The following is a 23957-nucleotide window of genomic DNA, read 5'->3' on the forward strand; positions in this document are numbered from 1 at the left end:
ATAGAGGGGGCCGGAATTCAATTGTTCAGGCCTCTGTTTTATATTTTCATGATTCCGCCCGTATTGGCGCTTGTTACGAGTTTGGAATACCGGGCGAGATATCCTGTTTTTACTTTCGGCTCGAAGCCTTTCCATTCGGCCTTGCGTTTTTCCCATTCTTCTTCAGGCACTTGTACGTCCAAAATCCGTTTTTCTATGTCAACGATGACATGGTCGCCGTTTTCTACGAATGCGAGCGGGCCGCCTTCAGCCGCTTCAGGCGATACGTGCCCGATTGAAAGGCCCCGGGACGCTCCTGAAAAACGGCCGTCTGTAATAAGCGCCACTTTCGGGCCAAGCCCCATTCCGACAATCTGAGACGTCGGAGCGAGCATCTCCGGCATGCCCGGGCCGCCCTTTGGCCCTTCATAACGGATAATGACAACATCTCCTTCTTTTACTTTGCGGTTTATAATGCCTTCAAGCGCGGCATCCTGGGAATCAAAGACGACAGCGGGACCTTCATGTCTTGTAATCCCGTCCTGTACGCCGCCTGTTTTGATAATGGCGCCGTCCGGAGCCAGATTCCCAAACAGGACGGCCAAACCGCCTTTTTCGGTAAACGGATTGTCAAGCGGATGAATCACGTCATAATCCTTTACTTCATGACCCGCAATTGTTTCTCCGAGTGTGCGGCCTGTTACAGTCAGCGCGTCAAGATGAAGCGCCCCTTCTTTTTTCGCTAATTCATTAAGGGCCGCCGAGACTCCGCCCGCTTCGTGCAGATCTTCAATGAAGACGTCCGAGGCCGGCGCCAATTTCGATAAGTGAGGCACTCGTTCAGCCACTTCGTTAATGCGTTCTAAAGAGTACTCAACCCCAGCTTCATTGGCAAGCGCAAGCGTATGTAGCACTGTGTTGGTTGAGCCGCCGAGAGCCATGTCTAACGCAAATGCGTTGTCAATCGCTTTTTCGGTGACGATATCGCGCGGCTTAATGTCTTTTTTGATGGTCTCCATCAATTGGGCCGCTGATTTTCTCACAAACTCTCTTCTTTCCGGTGAAGTTGCAAGAATTGTTCCGTTGCCCGGAAGCGCCAGACCGAGCGCTTCAGACAGACAGTTCATGGAGTTTGCCGTAAACATGCCCGAACAAGATCCGCACGTCGGGCAGCCGAACTGTTCCAGCTCCTGCAGGTCGCTTTCACCGATTTTCCCGGCTTGATATGCGCCGACGCCTTCAAATACTGAAGAAAGCGAAATTTTGCGGCCGTCGCTTGTGCGGCCGGCTGCCATCGGCCCCCCGCTGACAAAAATGGTCGGAATATTAATCCGCATAGCCGCCATCAGCATTCCCGGCGTAATTTTGTCGCAGTTCGGAATGCAGACCATTCCGTCAAACCAGTGAGCCGAGACGACCGTTTCAACTGAATCGGCAATGATTTCGCGGCTCGGCAGCGAATATCTCATACCGATATGCCCCATCGCGATTCCGTCATCTACTCCGATCGTGTTAAATTCAAAAGGCACACCGCCCGCTTCCCTGATTGCTTCTTTTACGATTTTTCCAAATTCCTGCAGGTGAACATGCCCGGGAACGATATCGATGTATGAATTACAGACCGCGATAAACGGTTTGCCGAAGTCTTCTTCTTTTACGCCGGCAGCGCGAAGAAGGCTGCGGTGCGGCGCTCTGTCAATTCCCTGTGTGATCATGTTGCTGCGTAATTCTGCCATGGTGATCCCCCTACTGTTTTTAGACTGTGCACTATTTTTAAAATTTTCAGTTTATTCTAGGGCGTGTTCTGCAAATTTTACAGTGTCTTTGCCCTGTCTCGCTTTTCTATTCTTTCTGTATTTCGATAAAAACCCTCCAACAATTAATATTGTACTTACTATATAGAGTTTTGAATTATTTTTCAACAATATTCTAAATAATTTTTATAAAAAGTGAATTCAAATAAAAAAGGTGCATGGCGCACCTTTTTGTTATAACTGTTCTTTTTTTCTGCTTTCAGTCATCTGTTTCCAGACTGAACCTTTCGCCTCTTCTCCGTGCTCAATCCGTTCAATCGCCATTTTGACTTGCAGGCTGACTTCGAATTCCGGATCGTCTTCCGCCGCTTTTAATGCTTCCAGCGCGCTTTCATCGCCGACTTCATATAAAAACATGGCCGCGCGCCAGCGCACGAGCTTACTTGAGTCACTGAGCGATTTTATCATGGCCGGGATGGCGCTCGCATCGCCGAGATCCGACAGACAGTCACCCGCCGTCCTTCTGACCGTCACCGTTTTGTCTTCAAGCGCTTTGTATAACAGCGGAAGCACAGACGGCTTTTCGATCATTCCCAAATAAACGACGGCTTGTCTTCTGATCGAAGTCTTCGGATCATGCAGCGCCTTTTCCAATACTGGTAAATCGTCTTCATCCGGATCCATTTGCTCAAGATGGGCATAGCGCTGTTTCCAGTCTTCATCATCAAGCATGTCCAGTGTCACTTTATAAGCTTTCCGCTGCACTGCAGGTTTGGCCTCACCCTTTTGCTGTGCGGCTGCTTCTGTCAGGCGTTTGAGCCGCTCACCACTGTAGGCGGCCTGAAGCTCTTCTGTGACATCGTGTCCGATTTCGGTAAAATCTCCGAAGCGCACGCCTTGTTCTTTCCAAGTCCGCTCAAATACAACATTTGAAGCTTCGGAACGCAGCTTTAAAATGGCTTCTTGGAAACGTTCCGGAAGGCCGAAGCGTTCTTCACGTTCGCCGTCCGTCAATTTGACCTGCATCGGGATTCCGCTGAACATTTGTACGAAAACCTTCACTTCACCGAACGATTCCTGTTCAGAACGGCTCTCAGACTGCTCCGTATGTTCCATTCCGAAAGCGGAACGGACCTGAGGCAGAATTTCCTTCCAGTCAAAACGTGCGTTTCTCTCCACAGCCAGGAAATCGGCAACGTGATAAACGCCCTTTACTCCTTCAATGTTTAAAATATCACGTACGACAACCGGAGCATCATCTGCCTGATCGGGCTTGTAATTGTTGCTTTTCCCTGCCGGAAGCTCTTCAGTCAAAATCACTTTCATCGTGTTCGGACTCGGCGTCGGTTCTATTGATTTAATCTTCATATTGGTCCTCCTATGCGCAATCTGACACTTATTCTAACATAGTCGGCACAAGCGTTCTATTGCACCGCTTAGCTTTTGCAAATGCCGGCCTCTTTTTGGATACGGGCGGCGAACTGCAAAAGAAATTGATGCCGCTCCTCTGCTAAACCGGCCCCCGCTTTTGTATTCATTAAGCCTTTAAGCTTGATTAATTTATCCTCTATATGGGCCAGCACACTTGTTTGAGTTCCGTACATCGGATGACCCTTCGCGCCGGCAAACATAAAAGCCCTGCCGATGCCCGCTGCGCCGATCGCATCAAGCATGTCTGCATCCTGAACAACTTTCCCCTCCAATGAAAGCGGCCGCTTTATCAGCAGTTCCCTGTGTCTGAATGACATTCTCGTGATAATATCCGTGATCTCCTGAATGGAGCCATCCGCGACGTTGAAAGCAGCCAGCCGTTCTGTCACTTCGCCTGCCGTCAGCCTTTCGCTTTTTTCGAGCTTGGCGTCAATCAGATCATGAACCAGCGCGGCCGTCTCAGTGACAAATAAGTCGGCGCCTTCTTCTTTTGCAATGTACACAGAAAGTTTTGCGACCCGGGAAATATGAAGCCAGTCATGGCCCGTTCGTTCATTGATAAGCTTTTCTCTGACCCAATTCCTGACGCTTTCCAGCTGCTCTTTTTCGTTCACCGTATCACCTCTTATCGGGCCAAAAGCCTCTGCACCGTATCTTCAAGTTCTTTTGGGTTGACGTTCGGTGAAAAACGCCCGGTGACTTCACCGTTTCGGTCCACGATAAACTTAGTGAAATTCCATTTGACCGCTTTTGTGCCGAGCATCCCCTTCGCCTGCTCCGTCAGATATGTGAAGAGAGGATGAGCGTCTGCTCCATTGACATCAACTTTCGCAAACATCGGGAATGTGACTCCGTAGTTTTTCACACAGAACTCTTGAATTTCCGCTTCGTTTCCAGGTTCTTGGTTCATGAATTGGTTGCAGGGAAATCCTAATATTTCAAGACCTTCCTCCCGATATGTATCATAGAGCTCCTGAAGCTGCTTGAGCTGGGATGTGAACCCGCATTTGCTTGCTGTATTCACAATGATCATCACCTTGCCTCTGTAAGCCGATAGCGTCATGTCTTCGCCTGTTATGGTCCGTACGTTTATATCGTAAATTGTCATCTGCGGCCTCCTTTTTACATTCTCCATTTATTTTACCTGTTTTACACTGCAAAACAAACGGCAACCGCTTTTTCCTTCCACTTAACGGAAAACGTTTTTTTCGAGGAACCAAACGGCTCTTTACCCGTCATAATAAAGAGCCGCTCCGAATTTATGCCCATTTGCCGCTTTTATCCCTGTCATTATGCGTTAAATGCGGTTTATTACGCCGGGATGGATTGAAAAATGGCTTAAAAATTTCTATAATGAAGAAAATTAACGGGGAATAACGGAGGTGGCATGTTGCCTATTAATATACCAAATCACCTGCCCGCTAAGCAGGTGCTTGAAAGTGAACACATCTTTGTAATGGATGAAAGCCGGGCTTTTCATCAGGATATCCGGCCGCAGAAGATCGTGATTTTAAATCTGATGCCGAAAAAAATCCAAACGGAAACCCAGCTCCTCAGGATGCTTGGGAATTCACCTTTACAAGTTCACTTTACGTTCTTAATTCCGAGCACACATACTCCAAAAAATACGGCAAGGCAGCATCTGGATGAATTTTATACGGATTTTTCCAGCATCCGCCACAAACGGTTTGACGGAATGATTATTACCGGGGCTCCGATTGAGCACCTGCCGTTTGAAGATGTTTCTTACTGGGAAGAATTGAAGGAAATCATGGAATGGAGCAAAACGAATGTCACTTCAACCCTCCATATCTGCTGGGGCGCTCAAGCCGGTTTATACTATCATTACGGCATTGAGAAAGTGGAGCTGCCGAAGAAAATCTTCGGTGTGTTTGAGCATACCGTTCTTAAAAAACATGAGAGATTGGTAAGAGGATTTGACGAGCTATACTATGTGCCCCACTCACGGCATACAGATATTAATACGGAACAGCTGCAATCGGCTTCGGATCTGGATGTGCTCAGCGTTTCAGAGGAAGCTGGGGTCTGTTTAATCGTTTCAAAAGACGAAAAACAGATTTTCTTAACGGGTCATCCGGAATATGATACCGATACGCTACTTCAGGAGTATGAGAGAGACATAGAGAGAAAACTTTCAAACGTAGAAGCTCCTAAGTACTATTTTGCGCCCGGCGGGAAAGAACCTGTTAACCGCTGGAAAGCTCATGCAACGTTATTGTTTATGAATTGGCTGAATTATTACGTATATCAGGAAACCCCGTATGAATGGGATTAATTTTTGTTTTGAGTGATACGGTGACAAAAATATGATAAAATACTCTTGATTCAGTATGCGTATAACAAAACTTTAAAATAATGGAACATATCAATTAAATTTAGTTTAAATATGTTGCCGCGCTTATTATAAAATGATGCACTTGTGTTATGTTTATCTATAGACAATAACTCCTTACGATGCATGAAGCTTGCTTGTTGTTGATTACATTGAGGTGAATTTACTTGAATACCAATAAAAAAGTATTAATTTTGACTGCAAATTACGGAAACGGGCATGTTCAAGTGGCCAAAACGCTCTACGAACAGTGTCTGCGTCTCGGCTTAGATGTGACGGTTTCTAATTTGTATCAAGAGTCAAATCCGATTGTTTCAGAGGTTACTCAATACCTTTATTTAAAAAGCTTCTCAATCGGGAAACAGTTTTATCGTTTGTTTTATTACGGAGTTGACAAAATCTATAATAAACGCAAATTCAATATTTATTTTAAAATGGGAAATAAACGTTTAGGCCAGCTCGTCGAAGAGCATAAGCCGGACATTATTATCAATACATTTCCGATGATTGTCGTACCGGAATACAGACGGAGAACCGGAAAAGTGATCCCGACGTTCAACGTTATGACCGATTTCTGCCTTCACAAAATCTGGGTTCATGAAAATGTTGATAAATATTATGTCGCCACAGATTACGTGAAGGAAAAACTGATTGAAATCGGCACTCACCCGAACAACGTAAAGATCACGGGCATTCCCATCAGGCCTCAATTCGAGGAATCGATGCCGAAAGAGCCGATTTATAAAAAATACAATCTCTCTCCCGACAAAAAAGTTCTTCTTATTATGGCGGGAGCGCATGGTGTGCTGAAAAACGTAAAAGAACTGTGCGAAAATCTCGTTCATGACGATCAGGTGCAGGTTGTGGTGGTATGCGGCAAAAACAGCTCACTGAAAGAATCCCTCAGCAGCTTGGAAGGTGACAATGCCGACCGGCTGAAAGTTCTGGGCTATGTAGAAAGAATTGACGAGCTGTTCCGTATTACGGACTGCATGATCACGAAACCGGGCGGCATCACACTGACGGAAGCAACGGCGATCGGAGTACCCGTTATTTTGTACAAACCGGTTCCCGGACAGGAAAAAGAAAACGCCATTTTCTTTGAAGATCGCGGTGCGGCTGTCGTGGTCAACCGCCACGAAGAAATTTTAGAGTCGGTCACCTCCCTTCTTGCGGATGAGGAGAAGCTGAACCGGATGAAGGACAATATTAAAAGCCTTCACCTCCCCAACTCTTCTGAAGTCATTTTGCAGGACATTATAAAAGAATCTGAAATGATGGCCGGGAAGGCGGATATGGCATTATCGTAAAAGAAAAGCACACGAACGATTCGTGTGCTTTTTGTTTTTTTCCGGTTAAGCTTTGTTACTGGAAAAATAAAGATAAAAAATAGGGAGCGGCCGCTTGACGTCCGCTCCCATATGGTGTATAGTTGAACCATCATTTAACAACGTTTACATACGTACGGTTGGATGATGACAAAATTTTTTTTAGCACGAAGGTGCTACAGTACTAGGAGGAATTAAGCAATATGCAAAACGGTAAAGTAAAATGGTTCAATAACGAAAAAGGATTCGGCTTCATCGAAGTTGAAGGCGGAGACGACGTATTTGTTCACTTCACTGCTATCGAAGGAGAAGGATACAAATCATTAGAAGAAGGACAAGAAGTTTCTTTTGAAATTGTCGAAGGTAATCGTGGACCTCAAGCTTCTAATGTTGTAAAACTCTAAACTCAATACATGTTGATCAGATGACAAATAGAGGAGAGGCGTATGCCTCTCCTATTTGATTGCCGTCTGAATCTCAATTGCAACAAGATTCTGCTTGCAGCGCTGCTCAATTTCTTCAATTTGTTTCTCCATTGACGGCATTCCTTTTTTTGCCATTTCCGCTAAACTTCCCAAATCACCGTATATTTCTTTAAATGTCTGCTGAAGGATTGTTTTTAAATCTTTATCATTCACGGCTGGTTTTTCCCTTCTCTCCCAAGATACCCTGAATAATAGTAAATAAGCCCTAATTAATCAGGTTCAATAGTTATATCGGCTTATTTTCTATATTTTTTTCTATTTTCCGTACATATTTCTAAAAAAAATCTCCAAACTATTTGCGGAGGTGTTTTTTAATGGACTCTGAATTTTTCCCAAACGGACTGACGGATAAACGCCAGCTTGAATTAGCGGTGGAAACGGCCCAGAAAACAACGGGAGCGGCTACCCGGGGCCAAAATTCAACTTTGGTGGAATCTGCATACCAGGCGATTCAGGATGCCAGAACGATGTCACAATCCAGTGAACTGCAAGCTCTCGACCAGGATTTTCTGCAAAAGCAGCGAATGCTTCTCGACGATTGCCAGCATCAGCTCGATGAATTCGAAAAATAAAACCGCAGAAGCTGCGGTTTTATTTTTTATTGATTTGTCAGCTCCTTGCCGTAGGCTTTCAGCTTCTCCCCCACTGTGCATTGGTTGATGCAGAAAGAATGAGCGTGATTTTTTCCAAACTCTTTGCGGAAATGCTTTTTTACGAAACAGTCTTTGCAATATTCATCCTGAAGCTCTGTCAATTCTTTATAAATGCTTTTTTTATCCAATATCAGTCATCTCCGTTACCTTCTAATGTTATACGGCTTTCAATCTGCCGGTCCGAGAGAATTTTTCTGGCAAGGTCATCCGCTTCTTGATTTTCCTTTCGGTTTACGGCTTCATATGTCGGTGTCAGCTTTAAGGATTCGAGCAGCGCTTCAATTTTATCCAGCCATTCGTTTTGCGTTTCATCATAACACGGCCAGCTGCCGTCAAGCTGATGTAAAACGACGAGGGAATCCCCTCTTATCGTGATTGAATTTCTGCTTGCGCCAAGTTCCTGTACTTCCTTAAGCGCTTCGTACAAAGCGGCATATTCCGCCTCATTGTTCGTCTGAAGCGTTAAGCTTTTGTTTTTCCGTATGCGGTGCCGCTTGCCGCCGAGAGAATAATACACGACAATTCCGAGTCCGGCGCGTCCGCTTGTTTTGTCAAAGCCGCCGTCGAAATACACTGTAATGTCGTCAGGTTCGTCCGCAAGCTCTTCAGTAAGCTTTTCTAATTCTTTAAGCGTCCAGCTCGCGCCTTTTTCATCCTCAAAATAAATGTCTTTTATATAAGGAAAGCGGCTGACTTCTCTTGCAAGCATGCGCGCTTTCGGAACGGTCAGCCAATCTTCGGAAAAAAACGCGACAGGGCCTGTTCCTTTTGCTTCTATTTCGATATACGGCTTAAGATTCATTGAAATCACCTTACCATTCATTAGTTGACGGGCGTGTGCTATAATCAAACCATTCTCAAATTGAAAGGAAGTCAGCAGGTTTTGTTTAACGATGTGTTATGGATCTTATTTGCGGTCATTCATTTTATCATTGTTCTTCTGTTTTATAAAGGATTTGGCAAAACGGGCCTATTCGTATGGATCGGTTTCGCCACGGTGTGCGCCAACTTGCAGGTTGTCAAAACAGTCGAGCTGTTCGGGCTTACGGCGACACTGGGAAATATCATGTACGGCACCGTTTTCTTCGCAACGGATGTGCTGAATGAAAAATACGGTCCCAGGGAAGCGCGCAAAGCCGTCTGGCTCGGGTTTTCCACTCTGCTCGCTTTGACATGCGCCATGCAGGGGGCTCTTTTATATAAACCGGCTGCGTCAGATATCGCACAGCCGGCCCTTGAGACGATTTTCGGTTTTCTGCCGCGTGTTGCGCTCGGAAGCCTCTTGGCTTTTATTTTCAGCCAAACGATAGATGTTTATGTATATTCAGCCATTCGGAGAATCTTTCCTTCAGACAGGCTTCTCTGGCTCAGAAACAGCGGAAGTACGGCGCTCAGCCAGCTGCTGGATACATTTATCTTCACTGCCGTGGCCTTTATCGGCGTTTATTCCGCGGGAGTATGGTTCAGCATCTTCATTTCAACTTACCTGATTAAATTTGCGGTATCACTCATTTCTGTCCCTTATGCGTATGCGGCAAAACGAATGACACCGAATGGAGAGTGACGGATGATGCCCGCTGAAATTTATGTAGACGGTGCAAGCGCCGGAAACCCGGGCCCGTCCGGTATCGGTATTTTTATTAAACATGACGGGAAAACAGAATCTTTCTCAATTCCGATCGGCGACCATTCAAATCAGGAAGCTGAATTTCTCGCTTTAATTGAAGGAATGAAGCTGTGTGCCGCCCGCGGATATGAGTCCGTGTCATTCCGGACGGATTCGGATATCGTGGAGCGGGCCGCAGATCTTGAAGCGGTTAAAAACAAGGCTTTCCAGCCGTTTGTTGACGAAATCATCCGCTTAAAGTCCGGATTTCCATTGTTTTTCATTAAGTGGATTCCCGGCAGACAAAACCAAACAGCCGATCAGCTCGCAAAAAAAGCGATTCGGCTGAATAAATAACCGGAATGAAATTGCGTCTCACTGTTCATCCTACAAATGAGGTGAACAGCTATGAGAAAAGAAAATAAAGGCCGGCTGACCGGGGGCGTGAATACTCAGGGAAATATGGAAGGAAATGCGCATAAAGACCCGAAATCAGCCCTTGAAAACAACGCAAAAAAAAGCAATACAAAACGCTAGAGGGATCAGCTGATCTCTCTGGCGTTCAGCTTTTCGAGCATCCTTTCAATTCCTTTTATCTGATGACGTCTGAGCATTAATGCCGCCTCTTCCATCTTTAATGAAAAAAGCGCTTCTTCAAGCGTACAGGCTAACGGCACCTCGCAATGTATTTCAGCAAGCTGCCTTGACAGCTCCAATTCTTTCAAGCTTTGCTGAATTTTCGTTTGCTGGCCCTTCGGCAAGAGAGCGAGGCTTTCTAATAAGCGATCTATGTTTTGATATTCACGGATCAGCTTGTACGCCGTTTTTTCCCCGATCCCTTTAACGCCGGGATAGTTATCGCTCGTGTCTCCCATCAGCGCCTTAATGTCAATCAGCGCTTTTGGCGGAACTCCCGTTTCTTCTCTGAATATCTCATCTGTGTATACCTTATAATTGCCGATACCCTTTTGCAGCAGCGCTACTTGAACTTGATGATTCAGCAATTGAAGCAGATCTTTATCACCCGTTACAATCGTAATTTCCGCTTCCCCGGAAAATAGGGCAGAAAGCGTACCGATACAGTCATCCGCCTCATAGCCTTTTATGCCGATGTTTAAAAAACCGAGCTCTCGCGCTGCTTCTTTCGCTAGATCAAATTGCGGAATCAGCTCTAGCGGCGGTTCGCTTCTGTTGGCCTTATAATCTTGAAACAAATCATTGCGGTACGTTTTGCTTCCCATATCCCAGCAGCAGACGACATGTGTGGGTTGAAACGTATCAACCGCCGTAATAAGATGCTTTAAAAAACCGTTGACGCCGTTTGTGGGAATTCCGTTTTCATTTATCATAAAATTGCGATGAACGGCCGTCGCGAAAAACGAGCGGAACAAAAGCGCCATGCCGTCAACGAGCAGTAATTTATTATTCATATATCGAAACTCCTTTTTATTCAATGTTCCTATTTTACCAAAGAAGTCGGTAAAAAAACAGCATCCCCCCATTTGGAAGATGCTGCCGTCACGTTTACTCACCGTGTCTTTTATTGCTTGCCATCAGCTTTTCAGCTTCACGGCCGGCATAAGAATCAAATTTCTGTCCGAAGCCGTTTTTCTTTTTGGCATTGTTATTTTGCTGAGCATTTCTGTTTCCCAGTTTTGTTCTGCCCATGGTCATATCCCCCTTTAGAGAAGATACCGATAGTATGTACAGCAAGCGCTGATGACACACGCGGCAGGTTCATCCATTACTGTCTGCTCACGAATTCTTTCACCATCTCTTCACTTACGAATCGTCTTTGCGGCACGATGCCCTTTTTCGCCAGCTGGTTCATTTTTGCGGTGATGCCATTGATGGCATCTGTCGTGAACGGTTTATTCTGTCTGCATTTTACAATTGCTTCTTCAATGGCCTGTTCACGCTCATAATCAAGCTGTACAAATGTTTTGACGTGCTGATGCTGTTTTGCGGAATGTGCTGAAATTGCTTTATGGACTTCTGACATAAAAGGTTTCATCTCGCTTTTTTTCATTTTAGTCTACCACGACTGTTATCTGCCGCCAACCGGATTTTTAAATTTTCAGCATTTCATCTTTCTTTTTCCATGCTTTTTCGGCTTCGTAAAGGTGTTCAATTTCCCTTGCACTCGTATTTTCCGCAAGACCTTGTAAATAAGTGTCCCGCTGCTCGCGGATCTGGGAAAGGCTTTTATCCGCCATGTCTTCTTGCAGACGGCGCACCTGCTCAGCATATCGCTCTGAAAGGCTTTCTTTCTCCTGCTCAAGCCACTTTTCTGTCACTTTTTGCAGGCTCAGCCTGAGCCCTTCTACAAACGCTGCTTTTCCGTTCTGTTCAAAAAACTGCTTCGGTGATTTAACTTCCTTTACGTGATGTGAGAATGCCGAGACGTCAATGACCGGAGCGACCTCTTTCAGCTGAACGGCAAATTCGTTTTCACCGCTCACATAAATGGAGAAATCTCCGTCTTCCATAAGCTTCTTCTGACAGTTTTCCATCCATTCCTCAGTCATATGGCGCTCAATAAAACCGGTCATCCGGATATCGAGCGTTTTCAGCTCTTGAATATATTCAAAACGGAATTCCTTGAGCGCTTCATTCAGCGCCGCTGATATATTTTGTTTCCAATCACCGTTTTGAAGACCCGGATGGAAGGCGGTTTTCAGCATATCATTCGCATAAAACGTCAGGCGGTGTTTAATGTGATAGAGCTGTTCTTCCGTATCTTTCATCACTTTTCGAATGATGACCTCAGACGTACGGCGCTTTGAAATGTCAGCGAGAGCTTTTTCATAGGAAGACTCCAGACGCTGTTTCTTTTTCTCTTTTTCTTCTGCCGACTGGTGAAGAGATTCGTGAAGCTGTTCCACCATATCGCACAATTTGTCCGCCTCTGTTTTCAGCTGGGCGCAGCTGGCCCTCATTACATCTTCCTCAATAAAGTGCTCAAGCCCGGTTCTTACATCAGAGAACCTGTTATAAAAAGTTGCTTTTTTACCCGCAAGCTCTTCTTTACTTGAGACATGATATAATTTCGGCCGGTTAATTCCCTCTTTTGAGAGTTCTGAGCGGACATAGTCTTTGACGGTTTCCAGCTCGCTTTCGGTTTTGGCCAGATCGGCGGCGTTAATGACAAAAAACATTTTATCCATGCCGAATGATTCTTTGACGAGGCCGAGTTTCTTCAGAAAGGACCTGTCTCCTTTTGAAAAAGAATGCTGATAGTACGTCATATAAAAGAACGCGTCAGCATCTTTTATATATTGAAAGGCAAGTTCCGTATGGCGCTTGTTTATACTGCTTGCTCCCGGCGTATCAACAATGGTGATGCCTTTTTGCGTGAGAGGCGAATCATAATACACGGTGACTTCTTTTACGCAGCAGGCCGTTTTTTCTTCGGCTGCGTACGGTTTTAAATCTTCAACCGGCACCGTCAGTGTCAGCCTTTGACGGATCTGCTCTTCGTACGTATCAAACGCCTGCAGCATCGTCTGAATCACCGGGATGAGTTCATCCGGAATTTTTCCCTTTTTAATGGCATAATTCCATCTCTCTTTCAGTGAACGCCCCTTTACATCAGCATCTTTCAGCTCAGTCAGCTGAAGCATTTCAGCATCCAGCTCCTCCTCCGTTTTAAAAACGATCTCCGCAGATTTATGCGGTTTGCCGTCTTGCGGTTTCGTTATTTTGTTGATTGTAGCCGTTGTGGGCGTCGGTGATGATGGAAGCACGTATTCACCGACAAGCGCATTTGCAAATGATGATTTCCCCGAGCTGAATCCGCCGAATAATGCCAAGGTAAACTGGCGGTTTTCAAGCCGCTCAATCCTGCTTCGAAAGGCTTCTGCCTGTTTTCCTAATATGCTCGAGGATTCAAGAATCCCGGCAAGCTCATAGAACCGATCAGTCTGCTCTTTTATAGGAAGTTCCTTCATCGCATTTTTTTCAGGCTTGCTTACTTCATGCTGTACAGCCTCTTTTGGTTTCTCTTTTTGGACGGGCGCTTTCGCAAGGCGTTTTTTTCGTGTATACCAGTCGCCGCTTCCCGTAGCACAGGTCAATTCTTCTTCCCACAAAGCGCGGACGCGGGCTGCTTTTTCCAAGGCATTGCGTTCTTCTTTTGCCGATTGCGCGAGCTCATCCCTTATTTTCTTTTCTTTTTCGAGCCGGTTTTTCAAGTTCTCAATGAGCGGTCCGTTTTTTGTCTGAACATAAGCTGTCAGCTCCTCAATGAGTTCCGCTGTCTGTCTTTTGGCTTCCCTTCTGATCATTTCAGCGAGGTCTTTCGTATAAGTTAATACGTATTCAGATGAAAAGGCCGCTCCCTGCTTAAGGGCCTGAGCGGTGATATCATCAGAAAGCGGTGTGCGGTACGCCTGGATTTTCTTGATCAGTTCGTCCGAATCCGCTTCATACCGCTTGGCCGCTTTCATAAATGTGTCGATAATATGCCAATCCGCTTCCCCTTCCGTTCTTTTTTTAATATCGGCAAAAAATTCAGCACGCCTTCTTTCTTTTTCCGAAGCCGTTTTCGCTTTTGAAAAGAATAATCCGGTTTTAAATGAGGGCTGCTGTGATTCAATATAAGCAGATGCAAGCTCCCTCATCTCAAAGGGTGTCAGATTAGCATTTTGCAGTATGTTCTGCACGTCTTTTCTGATGTCTTTCTCTGCTGTTTCAGCCTGTTGAACGGCTTTTTTAAGCTCATCTTCAACAGAACGGACAAGTGCTTCTTGTTTGTCAAACTGCTCTCCGCTGCCGTTTTTATCTTCTTTTACGAGCATCTCTGTATGCTCTTTGACTAAGTGTGCAACTTTTCTCTCCGTTAAGGACCATAAATTTGTTTTTGCCTGCTGTTTCAGCTTCTGCAGATGTTTTTTCAGCTGTTCCATGCCGTTTAAAGGATGGTCAGGCTCAGTGACAGACGTAAAGAAAAGCGATTCTTTCGGTATTCCCGCGCCTTCAAGCATGTCTTCCACCTGCCTGCGGTACTCTTCAAACTTCGTTTCAGTTTCATCATGTCTGTCAATTTGGTTGACGATCAGAAATAAATTCGGAATACGGTCTTTGATGGAGCTGAGAAACAGCATATTTTCTTCTGAATGGACGTGATTATAATGAACGACGTAAAATAAAGCGTCAGCCTGATGCAGAACCGAAGCGGCAGATAAAAAATGCGCTTCGTCCGTCGAATCAATTCCCGGTGTGTCAATGTAGGCCGCATAAGGCTCTGACTCCTTAAAGCCGGCATAGACTTCCACCGTTTCAATTTGCTCACCGTCTTTACAGAATTGCTGCACTTGTTCTTTATCGTAACTTCCTTTAATTTCTGCATAAGCCCCGTCCGTCGTATGAAGCACGACTTTATCTTCACCGTGCCGGATGACAACGAGATTGGCGCTTGTGGGAATCGGGCTTGTCGGCAGTATGTCTTCACCGAGCAATGTGTTTAATAAAGAGGACTTTCCGGCCGAATAATGCCCGGTAAACGCGATATAAACCTCTTCATCAGCCGCTTTTTTCATAATGGCCGCGAGCTGATCGGCCCGTTTTTCATCCTGATGATCCAAAAATTGTGCGTATAAGGCACCCGTTCTGCTGAAAATCTCCCTGTTATGGCGTTCTTCTTCTGTCATGTGTCTTTACCCCTTTGTGTCTGTCGCATCAAATGACGTTTTTCATTTTTAGAAAGCTCTGAAAAAAACCTCTCCCCCATTTTACACAAGAATGGCTCACTTTTCTTCAGGAAACGCAAAAAAGCCGCCGATATCGGCAGCTGATAAAGAAAAAACACCCGCGGCAGGAAAAACCGCAGATGTTTAAGAAGACATCGATTTATTCGAAACTTTTTTCAATACGAAACCAATTAAAACACTGTATGTACAAACGGCTGCAAATAAAAATAACATTGTCATTTTCGGCACCACCTTGAATGAGAATCATTTTCATATTTATATCTTATCATGAGTGAGAATGATTTTCAATCTCTATTTTGCGGTGTTTTCTTCTAGCGCTTTCTCTTCGGCGCGAATCCTCACAGTGAGCATGCAGGCATTGAGAATCGAAAAGAGAAACAGTGTCCAATACGCTCCGTATAACAGCGGCAGAAAAATAAATTCTAAGATGACGACCGCGTAGTTCGGGTGCTTCATCCACCTGTACGGCCCCTTTCTGACAAGCTCCGCATCCGGCACGACAAGAATTTTCGTATTCCAATACCGCCCTAATGATAATAGCGCCCAATACCTGATCCCCTGTACAAATAAAATGATACATATAATGGCGGCCCACCTTGGAGAAAGCGTTTTTTGAAACGCCGCCACCTCAGCTGTAAGAGAGACAAAAAAGAGCACGTGCATCAGGACGAGAAAGGGATAATGTCCTTCTCCATATTCGACTGCGCCTAGCTTTTTCACCTTTTGCTCATTGCGCCGGGCCACGATCATCTCCGCAATCCGCTGGGCCGCAAGCAGCATGATAAACAGCCAAAACATTAAGAAGCCCCCTTTTCCCAGCTGAACAGCAAAAGCTCAGACGAAAATCCCGGCCCGAGAGCGCCGATCAGCCCTTTCTCGTTTTCTTTCTGCCGTCCGTGGAGCAACTGTTCTTTTATCACATGAAAAATAGTTGCGGAAGACATGTTCCCGTGTTTTTGCAGCACCTTCCGAGATGCCGCAAGCTGACCGGTGCCCATTGAAAGACTCGTTAAATAGGCGTCAATGACCTTTTTCCCGCCTGGATGGGCAAGAAAGGTTTTAATGTCGTGAGGACTGATACCATATGCAAATAAAAATTCATCAACATTGTCCTTCAGCCACTGTGAAACCAGGGTGGGAATGTCTCTTGAAAAAATGACTTGAAAACCGCTGTCGGTGAATTCCCAGCCCATCACATCTTCCGCATCCGGCATCATCACCGATTGAGTGGCGAATATCCGCGGAAGAAGCGGCTGTTTGACGTCGTTTCGGTTCGCCTTTTCTCCTCCGATTAGTACTGCGGCAATTCCGTCCGCAAACAGGGAAGTTCCGATTAAGTTGCTTTTTGACTTGTCGTTCGGCTGAAACGTTAAGCTGCAGAGTTCTGCCGCGATGACAAGCACGTACGCTTCAGGATACGCGCGGCAGTATTCGTACGCCCTGGACAGGCCGGCCGCTCCGCCCGCGCATCCTAAACCCCAGATCGGTATCCGTTTTGTTTTCGCAGAAAACGGAAGCTGATTCATCACTTTCGCTTCAATGCTGGGTGTCGAAAGCCCGGTGCTGGAAATAAAAAAGATCGCATCCACTTTTTCATATGGAAAGGGATTTGTTAAACAATCCGGGTTTGTTAAACAATCAAGTGCCGCATCCGCACTGTGCTTGACAGTTTCTTCCGTATACAGCCGGTTTTTTTCTGAAAAACCCCGTGCCGTTTTATACCATTCAATCGGCCGGACAAACTGCCTTGATTCAATTTCGCCGTTTTGAAAGGCTTTTAACAGCCGGTCAATATCCTTAAATGAATCGGCAAACATCCCTCTCGCAAAATCCGCCGCCGTTTCTTGCGAGACATGATACTTCGGAATGCTCGTTCCGACAGATAACACATATGCCATGCCCATCACCTCTTTACATAAGTTTCCGCTTTTTTCCTGAATGTATGCATAAATTCGGGCTGGGCATTTGCCTGACCCGCCATTTTAATAGGAAATTGGCCCTTTTGAATAAGAAACCATTCGGCTATACTTGACCCATTCATGAAAAAAGGTTGTGATTGGGATGCTGACACCTGTCATTCTTAGAGGGTCACTCGTTCAGTTAGAGCCGATGACGATTGATCACACTCAGGCACTTTGTGACGCTGGTTCAGAAAATAGGACGACTTACGCTTACACCCATGTTCCTGACGGAATCGAAGAAACAAAGCGTTATATTGAGCGTGCGCTTTCCGATTATGAAAAAGGACTTGCATTGCCTTTTGCAGTACGGAGTCTTGAAACAGACCGAATCGTCGGAAGCACGCGGTTTATGGATGCGGAAGTGTTTACGCGGCCGGCGGACGCAGCTCCGGAAGTGTGTGAGATCGGCAGCACATGGTATGCCTCTGCCGTGCAGCGGACCGGTGTCAATACGGAATGTAAACTTCTTATGCTGACTCATGCGTTTGACGTGTGGCAAGCTGTCAGGGTGACGCTGAAAACCGACGTTCGCAACCAGCGCTCACGGACTGCGATTTTGCGGATCGGAGCCCAATTTGAAGGAATCCGCCGCGCACACATTCCGGCTGTCGACGGCGGCCTCAGAGATACCGCCTACTACTCCATCCTTCGGGAGGAATGGCCTTATATCCGGCAAAACCTTTCTGGCCGGCTCAAAGCATATAACTGAAAAACCTGCCGATATACGACAGGTTTTTTTACATATTCGGATCATATACGTATAAATTGAGATCGATCCGTCCGTCTGACGTGACCGCTACCCCCTCAGCTTCAAGAGACAGCTTCTGTACAGAAAACATCTCTTCGTCTCTCAATCCGATTTCGCCCTTTGCATTGATGACCCTGTGCCAAGGAAGACAATGCTTTTTACTCATGGAGTGAAGAATCCTCACAACCTGCCTCGCTCCCCGCGGACTTCCCGCAAGATCGGCAATTTGACCATACGTCATCACTTTTCCTTCAGGAATCTGTTTGATAATGGCTACCGCCCGTTCCGTAAATGTCATGCAACTCCTCATTTCGCAAGAGCAGATGATTTTTGAGAAAATCAGCCACTTCCTGATCTTATTTTTACAGATGATAATTGCTACATCATCATACTTATTTCATCTCTGCGTTTAAATAGATTATCTGTTTGTTCACAAAAAATTAACAAAGATAAGTATGTACATATTTAACATAATATGTAATAATACAATTGTATTAAAAAAGAAAAGGAGTGTTTACAATGAAAATGAAAAAAGCTTTAGCCGGCTCAGCCCTATCACTCGCTTTACTCTGTTCTGCCGCCCCTGCTTTTGCCGCAGGTCCTGCTGATACACCTTCTGCAGAAAGTAAAACGAAGGAAGTATCTGCTTTGGCGACGTTCATACTTAATGGTTCCGGCCCTGATTATCCTACTTCAATTTACCGGAATGGAATCACCTATTATTTAGACAACATCACCTTCCATGGTGCTGATGGCACTTGGACAGCCGTCTACAAAAGCTGATTTTTCATGACGCGGAATGTTTGTTCTAAGTAACAACTAAAAATAATCCGTATGTTACCGTGCCGATAAGAGAATAAATGATTGCTAACATGTACCTAAAAAGTGTAAAAGTAAAAATTGTGACAGATTCTGAATTATCTCTTGCTCTACTTGTATCAGCACCTTCTGCTTTTGCAACTGCTGGACGATATCAACAATTGGTATCTAAAAGGAGTTTCTTTCCGGAACGGAATCTGGTATGGGAATGATGAGCGCTGTTACTAATATGAGGGGGGCTTTGCCCCTTTTTCTAGTTTCACTTCCTTTTATAATTGATCCAACATACAGCACCTAGGTGCGTAATTTCATTTCACCCGATGATCATTATCAGTCGTACTGTTTTCTGCTTTTAGACGAAAAAACACATAATCTAAAATTCTCTCCTGCCATAGGTTTTTTGATCGGATCCTGCAGCACTTTAGTGAATCACATGTCTATCCAAAAGCCGAGCCTCAACTCTTTACGAAGAATCAATCCAGATCCTTCAGAACATTTCTATGGACGCTTGAGTTCCCCAGCTCATGTTAAGGTAACTCTATTCTTGATATATGCTGACGTAAACAAAAGGCCATGGAATGTTTTTCCTCCCCTCTTTAGTTATCAAACCTTCTTTTGGACGAGGGGCGCAGGACATCCCCGATCAGAAAAACACCTAAAATGAATAAAATTGAATGAAAGGGCAATAATTCTTCGTGAGCAAGTACACCATAAAACCTCTTACTTTATTTTTGATAAAACACAACCCAGGGTGATAACATGAGATTTGCTTGGGAAGAATTAATTATAATTGCATTCGGAATGATTTTACTGAGAATTTCAGGGAGAAAATCCATTGCACAAATGACCGTCGCACAGACAATGGTGATGATTTCAATCGGTACGATTATCGTTCATCCCATTTTAGAAACCAGTTTATTGAAAACATTAATCGCTGCGTCTATCCTTTTTAGCGCTTTGATTTTGATGGAATGGTTTCAAGTAAAAGTAAACTGGATTGAATTTTTTTTAAACCAAAATCTAAATTCGTTATAGAAGACGGCCAACTCAATATAGAAAACTTAAAGAAGCTGAGACTGACAGCAGATCAACTCGAAATGCGTTTAAGACTTCTTGGCATTTCAAATATAAACACAATTAAATATGCCACTTTAGAAGCTAATGGACAATTAGGCTACGAATTAAAAGATGACTGTAAGCCTTTAACCATCAAAGATCTTAAAAATGTGATCGATCCAAAATGTCTTAACAAAGAGCCTCAGCCTCAAAAAGATGATCAAGCCAATATATTCGAGGAAATCAAAAAACACCAGACTCAGCACAAGCCAAAAAATCTTGAATAATTCGCTGATTAGTAAAGCCTTTTGTTATTCAAAACCGAAGCCGAATCAGACCGTTAACCGCCGATCATTTTTTACCGAAACCGGTTTACAAGAAACAAAAAAAGCATCTGAAGCAGATGCCTTTTTTCACTCGATATTCGACGATGAAAAGAGTCGGCAACCCCCGTATTTTTCGAGAGGTCCTTGTATGCGCCTGAATATGCTTTTCAGCCGCCTATCCCCACCGCCGCCCTTAGCCATAATGTTAGTCAGTTTGTTTTTATAAAATCATTGATTAATTGATCAGTCGTTAATATTGTGGCAAATTCATCCTGCAACGTGGCCAGAGATATATTATGAATAGTCTCTGCATCATAATATGTATCATTTTGGTCTCTCATTCCAAAGGCTGCTGTTGCATCTGAAATCAGGTATGTATCAAATCCTAAATTACCGCTCATCCTTGTGGTTGTTGAAACACAGTGCGGCGTAGTCAAGCCAGTGATTACGACAGTTGTTATATCATTTGCTTTTAAGAGCTCTTCTAGATTAGTCCCAATAAAGCTGCTGTTTACTTTCTTGGTTATAATGACTTCTTTATCCATAGGTTTAACGATTTCCTTTATAGCAACCCCCTCATTTTTTGGATAAAATAAAGAACCAGGTTTATCAGAAGTATGTTGTATGTATATGACTGTCCATCCTTTTTCTCTCCATAATTTCAGTATTTTGCTGATATTTTCTTCCGCCTTTACGTTATTTCGTTCTCCCCACTTTTTATCATCAAAGGCTTTTTGTACATCCACAATGATTAAAGCTTTTTTCTTTTCTGCCATCAGATAACCTCCTATATTGAAAATTCGTATTTATAACATTTTAAATAAAGATTTTACTTTTGTACAATTGTTTCAGTGTTAAATTTCATATCTCACCTTCCCCGGTGGTAAAGCATTGAAATATCTAAAGCAAGCACTCACTCAAAAGCTGCAAATCACCAGAGGCCAGCAATATTCAACTCTTTTTCTCTATATACTTATCAATATCCTGAAATAAGCCGCGTGAATGAAAGGATTGCCCCTAACTACATTCACGCTCGCAAAGTATTAACAAAAAAACCCTTGGTTATTTTTGTATTGTATGTAATAATACAAGTGTATTAAAAAACAAAGGAGTGTTCAAAATGAAATTAAAAAAAGTTTTAACTGGTTCTGCCTTGTCTCTCGCTTTACTCGTTTCCGCTGCCCCTGCTTTTGCATCTAGCCCTGGTCATACAAATAGCGACTCAACTCAAACAAAAATTTCGACACAAGCGACCAAAGATTCTTTTACAATGGATTACCTTCATAGATGGGATATCCCAAATACAACTGTTAAAAATGGTGTTACTTATTACCTTAAGAAAGTAGAGATAATCGAAGGGTTCTATCGCGCAACTTTTGAAGGATGGATTAATTAGAAGAAGGGGCTTTCCCTTCTTTTACTCTCTTTTATAAGGATCGGTGCACAAGACACTCCCCCTCAGTGCCCATCCTGCAGTTTCATTTCGGCATCAGGCATTTCATTCCATGTCTCAACCAAGTTTCGTGTCATCACAGTGCGAGCAATGATATTGTTTACGATATGATCCCCCATTCTCCTTTTTTTTCTTACATTTAGTCATATGTTCACGTACATATAGTTCGGGACGGTTTTTCGGCGAAATAAGGCGGATGCCGCATCACTCAATTTGTTTCTTTTCAAACAATGAAACTAATAAAAAAAGAGAATGCCTCGCAAAAAGTTCAGCAACTTTCGGAAGCATCCTCGATCTGGATAAAATAAGATGTTATTTTAAAGAAAAACGGATCACTAACCCTCTTGAACCCTTGTCACATCAAGGGTTTTTTTCGTTTTAGGAATCATATTATAAATAATATTCAAAAGGACGGCGGTAAAGCTTCCGGCGACGATTCCGTTTGTGGTCAGCAGATTTAAGTAAGACGGCAGGTGCTTAAACATATCGGGAACGACGGTTACACCGAGTCCCAATCCGACCGAACACGCGACAATCAGAAGGTTTTCCTGCTTTTTAAAGTCAATTTGACTGAGCATTTTAATGCCGTAGGAGATGACCATGCCGAACATGGCCACCATCGCGCCTCCCAGTACGGAAGACGGGATGATGGTCGTGAAGGCTGCGATTTTCGGAAAAAGGCCGAAGAGCATTAAAAGTGCGCCCGTGACACCGATAACCGCGTTTTTCTTAATTCCCGTCAGCTGCACGAGGCCGACGTTTTGGGAATAAGCCGTGTACGGAAAAGCATTAAAAATGCCGCTGATGAATACCGCCAGGCCTTCCGCGCGGTAGCCTTTTGCTAAATCACGTTCAGACAGGCGCCGGTTTGTCAGGTCACCGAGAGCGAAATAGACGCCGGTTGACTCAACAAGGCTGACAATGGCAACGATGGACATCGTAATAATCGGTGCCGCATGAAATGTCGGCGCCCCGAAGTAAAACGGTTTAATCATTTGAATGGCGTCAGCATTCGCCACATTGTCAAATTGCACTTTTCCCATAAAATATGCGATGGCCGTCCCGATGACAATGCCGATTAAAATCGAAATGGATTTCAAAAATCCTTTTGTAAACCGATAAAGCAGCACGATGATGACGAGCACCGTAAATCCGAGGGCAAGGTTAGCCGGATCACCGAAATCCTTGCTGCCTTCACCGCCGGCAATATGATTCATCGCGACCGGCATTAAGGTCATCCCGATAATCGTCACGACAGATCCGGTTACGACAGGCGGGAAAAAGGATACGAGCTTGCCGAAGAAAAACGACAGCAGAATGACAAGCAGACCCGATGCCAAAATGCTCCCGTAAATGGCTGAAATCCCGTACTCCTTACCGATGGAAATAATCGGCGCTACCGCGGTGAACGTACAGCCGAGCACAACAGGCAAGCCGATGCCGAAACATTTATTCCTCCATACTTGAAGCAGCGTAGCCGCCCCGCACATAAAAATGTCAATTGATACGAGATATGTCAGCTGTTCTGCGTTCAGTCCCAATGCCGCTCCTACAATTAAGGGAACGACGACGGCGCCGGCATACATGGCAAGCACGTGCTGGATACCGAGTGAAAGTGTTTTGGCATAGCCGTTTTTCATGAACGGACCTCCTGTACAAATGTCACTTTTCCGTCTTCAAGCGATTGAATTCTCGCCAGTGATTCGACCCGGCATCCTTTTTTCACCAGCTCATCTCTTCCCGGCTGAAATGACTTTTCAATGACGATTCCGATCCCGCAAACCGCTGCGCCTGCTTGTTTTACAATGGATAAAAGTCCTTCTGCCGCCTGTCCGTTCGCTAAAAAGTCGTCAATGATTAACACGCGGTCATCTTTCGACAGATGATTTCCGGAGATTGCAATCTGACTTTCTGTTTTTTTCGTGAAAGAATAGACGGATGCCGTCAGCAGATCATCCGTTAATGTGAGAGACTTCCTTTTTCTCGCAAAGATGACGGGAACGCCGAGTTCAAGGCCGGCCATCACCGCAGGGGCAATGCCCGAAGATTCAATTGTGACGATTTTGGTTATCTCGTCTTTTTCAAAACGGCGCGCAAATTCCCGGCCGATCTGCTGCATGAGAACCGGATCAATTTGATGGTTTAAAAAAGAATCCACTTTCAGCACTTGATCAGAAAGAACAATTCCGTCTTCTGCTATTTTTCGTTTTAATGCTTCCACAATGATTACCCCCGCTTATAAAAAATAAAAAAAGCATTGCCCGCTCTCCAAAAAAAGAGCAAGCAATGCCGAA

At 44.5% G+C, this 23957-nt stretch carries 28 protein-coding genes and 2 pseudogenes; 12 read left to right on the forward strand and 18 right to left on the reverse strand.

Going from position 1 to position 23957, the window contains the following annotated elements:
- Positions 1–38 precede the first annotated feature (38 nt).
- From ilvD to G9F50_RS09640, 4 genes are all read right to left on the reverse strand, one after another.
- Positions 39–1715 (reverse strand): dihydroxy-acid dehydratase, encoded by a 1677-nt coding sequence (ilvD, locus tag G9F50_RS09625; RefSeq protein WP_007409524.1) that lies wholly within the window; start codon positions 1713–1715, stop codon positions 39–41.
- A gap of 252 nt (positions 1716–1967) precedes the next feature.
- Positions 1968–3101 (reverse strand): conserved virulence factor C family protein, encoded by a 1134-nt coding sequence (locus tag G9F50_RS09630; protein ID WP_060562813.1) that lies wholly within the window; start codon positions 3099–3101, stop codon positions 1968–1970.
- A 68-nt stretch (positions 3102–3169) separates the two neighbouring features.
- Positions 3170–3778: an HD domain-containing protein gene (locus G9F50_RS09635; protein WP_060562812.1), complete on the reverse strand. Its 609-nt coding sequence runs from the start codon at positions 3776–3778 to the stop codon at positions 3170–3172.
- 11 nt (positions 3779–3789) lie between these two features.
- Positions 3790–4272: a glutathione peroxidase gene (locus G9F50_RS09640; protein WP_007409521.1), complete on the reverse strand. Its 483-nt coding sequence runs from the start codon at positions 4270–4272 to the stop codon at positions 3790–3792.
- A gap of 282 nt (positions 4273–4554) precedes the next feature.
- Here G9F50_RS09640 and metA point away from each other — a divergent pair, with 282 nt between their 5' ends.
- From metA to cspD, 4 genes and pseudogenes are all read left to right on the forward strand, one after another.
- Positions 4555–5460 (forward strand): homoserine O-acetyltransferase MetA, encoded by a 906-nt coding sequence (gene metA, locus G9F50_RS09645; RefSeq protein ID WP_165406544.1) that lies wholly within the window; start codon positions 4555–4557, stop codon positions 5458–5460.
- Positions 5461–5684: 224 nt separating this feature from the next.
- Positions 5685–6827 (forward strand): diglucosyl diacylglycerol synthase, encoded by a 1143-nt coding sequence (locus G9F50_RS09650; protein ID WP_007409520.1) that lies wholly within the window; start codon positions 5685–5687, stop codon positions 6825–6827.
- Between the two features lie 94 nt (positions 6828–6921).
- Positions 6922–7033: pseudogene (locus tag G9F50_RS09655) on the forward strand (hypothetical protein); the annotation flags it as partial.
- A 15-nt stretch (positions 7034–7048) separates the two neighbouring features.
- Positions 7049–7249, forward strand: a complete 201-nt coding sequence (cspD, locus tag G9F50_RS09660) for a cold-shock protein CspD (protein WP_003153604.1) — start codon at positions 7049–7051, stop codon at positions 7247–7249.
- Between the two features lie 51 nt (positions 7250–7300).
- On the opposite strand, the gene G9F50_RS09665 is transcribed toward cspD, so the two are convergent.
- Positions 7301–7483 carry a hypothetical protein gene (locus tag G9F50_RS09665; RefSeq protein ID WP_012117812.1) on the reverse strand — a complete coding sequence of 61 codons (183 nt, stop codon included), beginning with the start codon at positions 7481–7483 and terminating at the stop codon, positions 7301–7303.
- Between the two features lie 161 nt (positions 7484–7644).
- Between G9F50_RS09665 and G9F50_RS09670 the strand changes: the two genes are divergently transcribed.
- Positions 7645–7902 (forward strand): DUF2564 family protein, encoded by a 258-nt coding sequence (locus G9F50_RS09670; RefSeq protein ID WP_007409519.1) that lies wholly within the window; start codon positions 7645–7647, stop codon positions 7900–7902.
- A 26-nt stretch (positions 7903–7928) separates the two neighbouring features.
- Here G9F50_RS09670 and G9F50_RS09675 read toward each other — a convergent pair whose 3' ends face one another.
- Together G9F50_RS09675 and G9F50_RS09680 are read right to left on the reverse strand one after the other, a co-directional pair.
- Positions 7929–8111 (reverse strand): zinc-finger domain-containing protein, encoded by a 183-nt coding sequence (locus G9F50_RS09675; RefSeq protein WP_015240062.1) that lies wholly within the window; start codon positions 8109–8111, stop codon positions 7929–7931.
- A 2-nt stretch (positions 8112–8113) separates the two neighbouring features.
- On the reverse strand, positions 8114–8785 hold the full coding sequence (locus G9F50_RS09680; protein ID WP_082998654.1) for a ribonuclease H family protein: 672 nt from the start codon (positions 8783–8785) through the stop codon (positions 8114–8116).
- An 81-nt stretch (positions 8786–8866) separates the two neighbouring features.
- Here G9F50_RS09680 and G9F50_RS09685 point away from each other — a divergent pair, with 81 nt between their 5' ends.
- From G9F50_RS09685 to sspL, 3 genes are read left to right on the forward strand one after another with little or no spacing between them, the layout of a single operon-like run.
- Positions 8867–9547, forward strand: coding sequence for a queuosine precursor transporter (locus G9F50_RS09685; RefSeq protein WP_012117815.1), 681 nt, complete (start codon positions 8867–8869; stop codon positions 9545–9547).
- Positions 9548–9553: 6 nt separating this feature from the next.
- On the forward strand, positions 9554–9946 hold the full coding sequence (locus G9F50_RS09690) for a reverse transcriptase-like protein (RefSeq protein WP_098081982.1): 393 nt from the start codon (positions 9554–9556) through the stop codon (positions 9944–9946).
- Between the two features lie 51 nt (positions 9947–9997).
- Entirely contained in the window at positions 9998–10126 is a 129-nt protein-coding gene (sspL, locus tag G9F50_RS09695; RefSeq protein WP_060562808.1) for a small, acid-soluble spore protein L, read from the forward strand.
- Positions 10127–10131: 5 nt separating this feature from the next.
- Here the strand turns inward: sspL and G9F50_RS09700 are convergent, their stop codons facing one another.
- From G9F50_RS09700 to G9F50_RS09730, 7 genes are all read right to left on the reverse strand, one after another.
- Positions 10132–11019, reverse strand: coding sequence for a 5'-3' exonuclease (locus tag G9F50_RS09700; protein WP_007409515.1), 888 nt, complete (start codon positions 11017–11019; stop codon positions 10132–10134).
- Between the two features lie 94 nt (positions 11020–11113).
- On the reverse strand, positions 11114–11257 hold the full coding sequence (locus tag G9F50_RS09705; protein WP_003153570.1) for a hypothetical protein: 144 nt from the start codon (positions 11255–11257) through the stop codon (positions 11114–11116).
- Positions 11258–11333: 76 nt separating this feature from the next.
- The gene (locus tag G9F50_RS09710; protein ID WP_012117818.1) at positions 11334–11591 is read right to left on the reverse strand and encodes a YpbS family protein; all 258 of its coding nucleotides are present in this window, start codon (positions 11589–11591) and stop codon (positions 11334–11336) included.
- A gap of 67 nt (positions 11592–11658) precedes the next feature.
- Complete coding sequence (gene dynA, locus G9F50_RS09715) at positions 11659–15240, reverse strand: dynamin GTPase (RefSeq protein ID WP_060562807.1); 3582 nt, start codon at positions 15238–15240, stop codon at positions 11659–11661.
- 183 nt (positions 15241–15423) lie between these two features.
- Positions 15424–15519, reverse strand: coding sequence for a Fur-regulated basic protein FbpC (fbpC, locus tag G9F50_RS09720; protein ID WP_025284905.1), 96 nt, complete (start codon positions 15517–15519; stop codon positions 15424–15426).
- A 72-nt stretch (positions 15520–15591) separates the two neighbouring features.
- Entirely contained in the window at positions 15592–16098 is a 507-nt protein-coding gene (locus G9F50_RS09725; protein WP_060562806.1) for an isoprenylcysteine carboxyl methyltransferase family protein, read from the reverse strand.
- Complete coding sequence (locus G9F50_RS09730; RefSeq protein ID WP_060562805.1) at positions 16098–17198, reverse strand: type III polyketide synthase; 1101 nt, start codon at positions 17196–17198, stop codon at positions 16098–16100. Before G9F50_RS09730 ends, G9F50_RS09725 begins: the two co-directional genes overlap by 1 nt.
- 163 nt (positions 17199–17361) lie before the next feature.
- Between G9F50_RS09730 and G9F50_RS09735 the strand changes: the two genes are divergently transcribed.
- Positions 17362–17970 carry a GNAT family N-acetyltransferase gene (locus tag G9F50_RS09735; protein WP_060562804.1) on the forward strand — a complete coding sequence of 203 codons (609 nt, stop codon included), beginning with the start codon at positions 17362–17364 and terminating at the stop codon, positions 17968–17970.
- Positions 17971–17998: 28 nt separating this feature from the next.
- Here the strand turns inward: G9F50_RS09735 and G9F50_RS09740 are convergent, their stop codons facing one another.
- Positions 17999–18307 (reverse strand): MGMT family protein, encoded by a 309-nt coding sequence (locus G9F50_RS09740; protein ID WP_025284907.1) that lies wholly within the window; start codon positions 18305–18307, stop codon positions 17999–18001.
- 221 nt (positions 18308–18528) lie between these two features.
- Here G9F50_RS09740 and G9F50_RS09745 point away from each other — a divergent pair, with 221 nt between their 5' ends.
- Entirely contained in the window at positions 18529–18792 is a 264-nt protein-coding gene (locus G9F50_RS09745) for a hypothetical protein (protein ID WP_032866282.1), read from the forward strand.
- Between the two features lie 795 nt (positions 18793–19587).
- Positions 19588–20171: pseudogene (locus tag G9F50_RS09750) on the forward strand (DUF421 domain-containing protein).
- A gap of 248 nt (positions 20172–20419) precedes the next feature.
- Here G9F50_RS09750 and G9F50_RS09755 read toward each other — a convergent pair.
- Positions 20420–20986 (reverse strand): cysteine hydrolase family protein, encoded by a 567-nt coding sequence (locus G9F50_RS09755; RefSeq protein WP_060562803.1) that lies wholly within the window; start codon positions 20984–20986, stop codon positions 20420–20422.
- A 344-nt stretch (positions 20987–21330) separates the two neighbouring features.
- Between G9F50_RS09755 and G9F50_RS09760 the strand changes: the two genes are divergently transcribed.
- On the forward strand, positions 21331–21606 hold the full coding sequence (locus G9F50_RS09760; protein ID WP_015417694.1) for a hypothetical protein: 276 nt from the start codon (positions 21331–21333) through the stop codon (positions 21604–21606).
- A 392-nt stretch (positions 21607–21998) separates the two neighbouring features.
- Here G9F50_RS09760 and pbuX read toward each other — a convergent pair whose 3' ends face one another.
- Both pbuX and xpt read right to left on the reverse strand, forming a co-directional pair.
- Entirely contained in the window at positions 21999–23303 is a 1305-nt protein-coding gene (gene pbuX / locus G9F50_RS09765; protein ID WP_025284909.1) for a xanthine permease PbuX, read from the reverse strand.
- The gene (xpt, locus tag G9F50_RS09770; RefSeq protein WP_012117825.1) at positions 23300–23884 is read right to left on the reverse strand and encodes a xanthine phosphoribosyltransferase; all 585 of its coding nucleotides are present in this window, start codon (positions 23882–23884) and stop codon (positions 23300–23302) included. The genes pbuX and xpt overlap by 4 nt, the downstream gene beginning before the upstream one ends.
- Positions 23885–23957 lie beyond the last annotated feature (73 nt).

The sequence above is a fragment of the Bacillus sp. EKM206B genome (assembly GCF_011066015.1).
Classification (GTDB): Bacteria; Bacillota; Bacilli; order Bacillales; family Bacillaceae; genus Bacillus; species Bacillus velezensis.

What these genes read in the sequence shown, in the direction of transcription:
- G9F50_RS09755 (WP_060562803.1), bottom strand. Translation starts at nt 20,986, where the DNA reads ATGGCAGAAAAGAAAAAAGCTTTAATCATTGTGGATGTACAAAAAGCC.
- dynA (WP_060562807.1), bottom strand. Translation starts at nt 15,240, where the DNA reads ATGACAGAAGAAGAACGCCATAACAGGGAGATTTTCAGCAGAACGGGT.
- G9F50_RS09740 (WP_025284907.1), bottom strand. Translation starts at nt 18,307, where the DNA reads ATGACATTTACGGAACGGGCGGTAGCCATTATCAAACAGATTCCTGAA.
- fbpC (WP_025284905.1), bottom strand. Translation starts at nt 15,519, where the DNA reads ATGACAATGTTATTTTTATTTGCAGCCGTTTGTACATACAGTGTTTTA.
- ilvD (WP_007409524.1), bottom strand. Translation starts at nt 1,715, where the DNA reads ATGGCAGAATTACGCAGCAACATGATCACACAGGGAATTGACAGAGCG.
- G9F50_RS09760 (WP_015417694.1), top strand. Translation starts at nt 21,331, where the DNA reads ATGAAATTAAAAAAAGTTTTAACTGGTTCTGCCTTGTCTCTCGCTTTA.
- sspL (WP_060562808.1), top strand. Translation starts at nt 9,998, where the DNA reads ATGAGAAAAGAAAATAAAGGCCGGCTGACCGGGGGCGTGAATACTCAG.
- G9F50_RS09670 (WP_007409519.1), top strand. Translation starts at nt 7,645, where the DNA reads ATGGACTCTGAATTTTTCCCAAACGGACTGACGGATAAACGCCAGCTT.
- pbuX (WP_025284909.1), bottom strand. Translation starts at nt 23,303, where the DNA reads ATGAAAAACGGCTATGCCAAAACACTTTCACTCGGTATCCAGCACGTG.
- G9F50_RS09705 (WP_003153570.1), bottom strand. Translation starts at nt 11,257, where the DNA reads ATGGGCAGAACAAAACTGGGAAACAGAAATGCTCAGCAAAATAACAAT.
- G9F50_RS09630 (WP_060562813.1), bottom strand. Translation starts at nt 3,101, where the DNA reads ATGAAGATTAAATCAATAGAACCGACGCCGAGTCCGAACACGATGAAA.
- G9F50_RS09745 (WP_032866282.1), top strand. Translation starts at nt 18,529, where the DNA reads ATGAAAATGAAAAAAGCTTTAGCCGGCTCAGCCCTATCACTCGCTTTA.
- G9F50_RS09690 (WP_098081982.1), top strand. Translation starts at nt 9,554, where the DNA reads ATGCCCGCTGAAATTTATGTAGACGGTGCAAGCGCCGGAAACCCGGGC.
- G9F50_RS09730 (WP_060562805.1), bottom strand. Translation starts at nt 17,198, where the DNA reads ATGGCATATGTGTTATCTGTCGGAACGAGCATTCCGAAGTATCATGTC.
- G9F50_RS09640 (WP_007409521.1), bottom strand. Translation starts at nt 4,272, where the DNA reads ATGACAATTTACGATATAAACGTACGGACCATAACAGGCGAAGACATG.
- G9F50_RS09680 (WP_082998654.1), bottom strand. Translation starts at nt 8,785, where the DNA reads ATGAATCTTAAGCCGTATATCGAAATAGAAGCAAAAGGAACAGGCCCT.
- G9F50_RS09735 (WP_060562804.1), top strand. Translation starts at nt 17,362, where the DNA reads ATGCTGACACCTGTCATTCTTAGAGGGTCACTCGTTCAGTTAGAGCCG.
- cspD (WP_003153604.1), top strand. Translation starts at nt 7,049, where the DNA reads ATGCAAAACGGTAAAGTAAAATGGTTCAATAACGAAAAAGGATTCGGC.
- G9F50_RS09725 (WP_060562806.1), bottom strand. Translation starts at nt 16,098, where the DNA reads ATGTTTTGGCTGTTTATCATGCTGCTTGCGGCCCAGCGGATTGCGGAG.
- G9F50_RS09700 (WP_007409515.1), bottom strand. Translation starts at nt 11,019, where the DNA reads ATGAATAATAAATTACTGCTCGTTGACGGCATGGCGCTTTTGTTCCGC.
- G9F50_RS09710 (WP_012117818.1), bottom strand. Translation starts at nt 11,591, where the DNA reads ATGTCAGAAGTCCATAAAGCAATTTCAGCACATTCCGCAAAACAGCAT.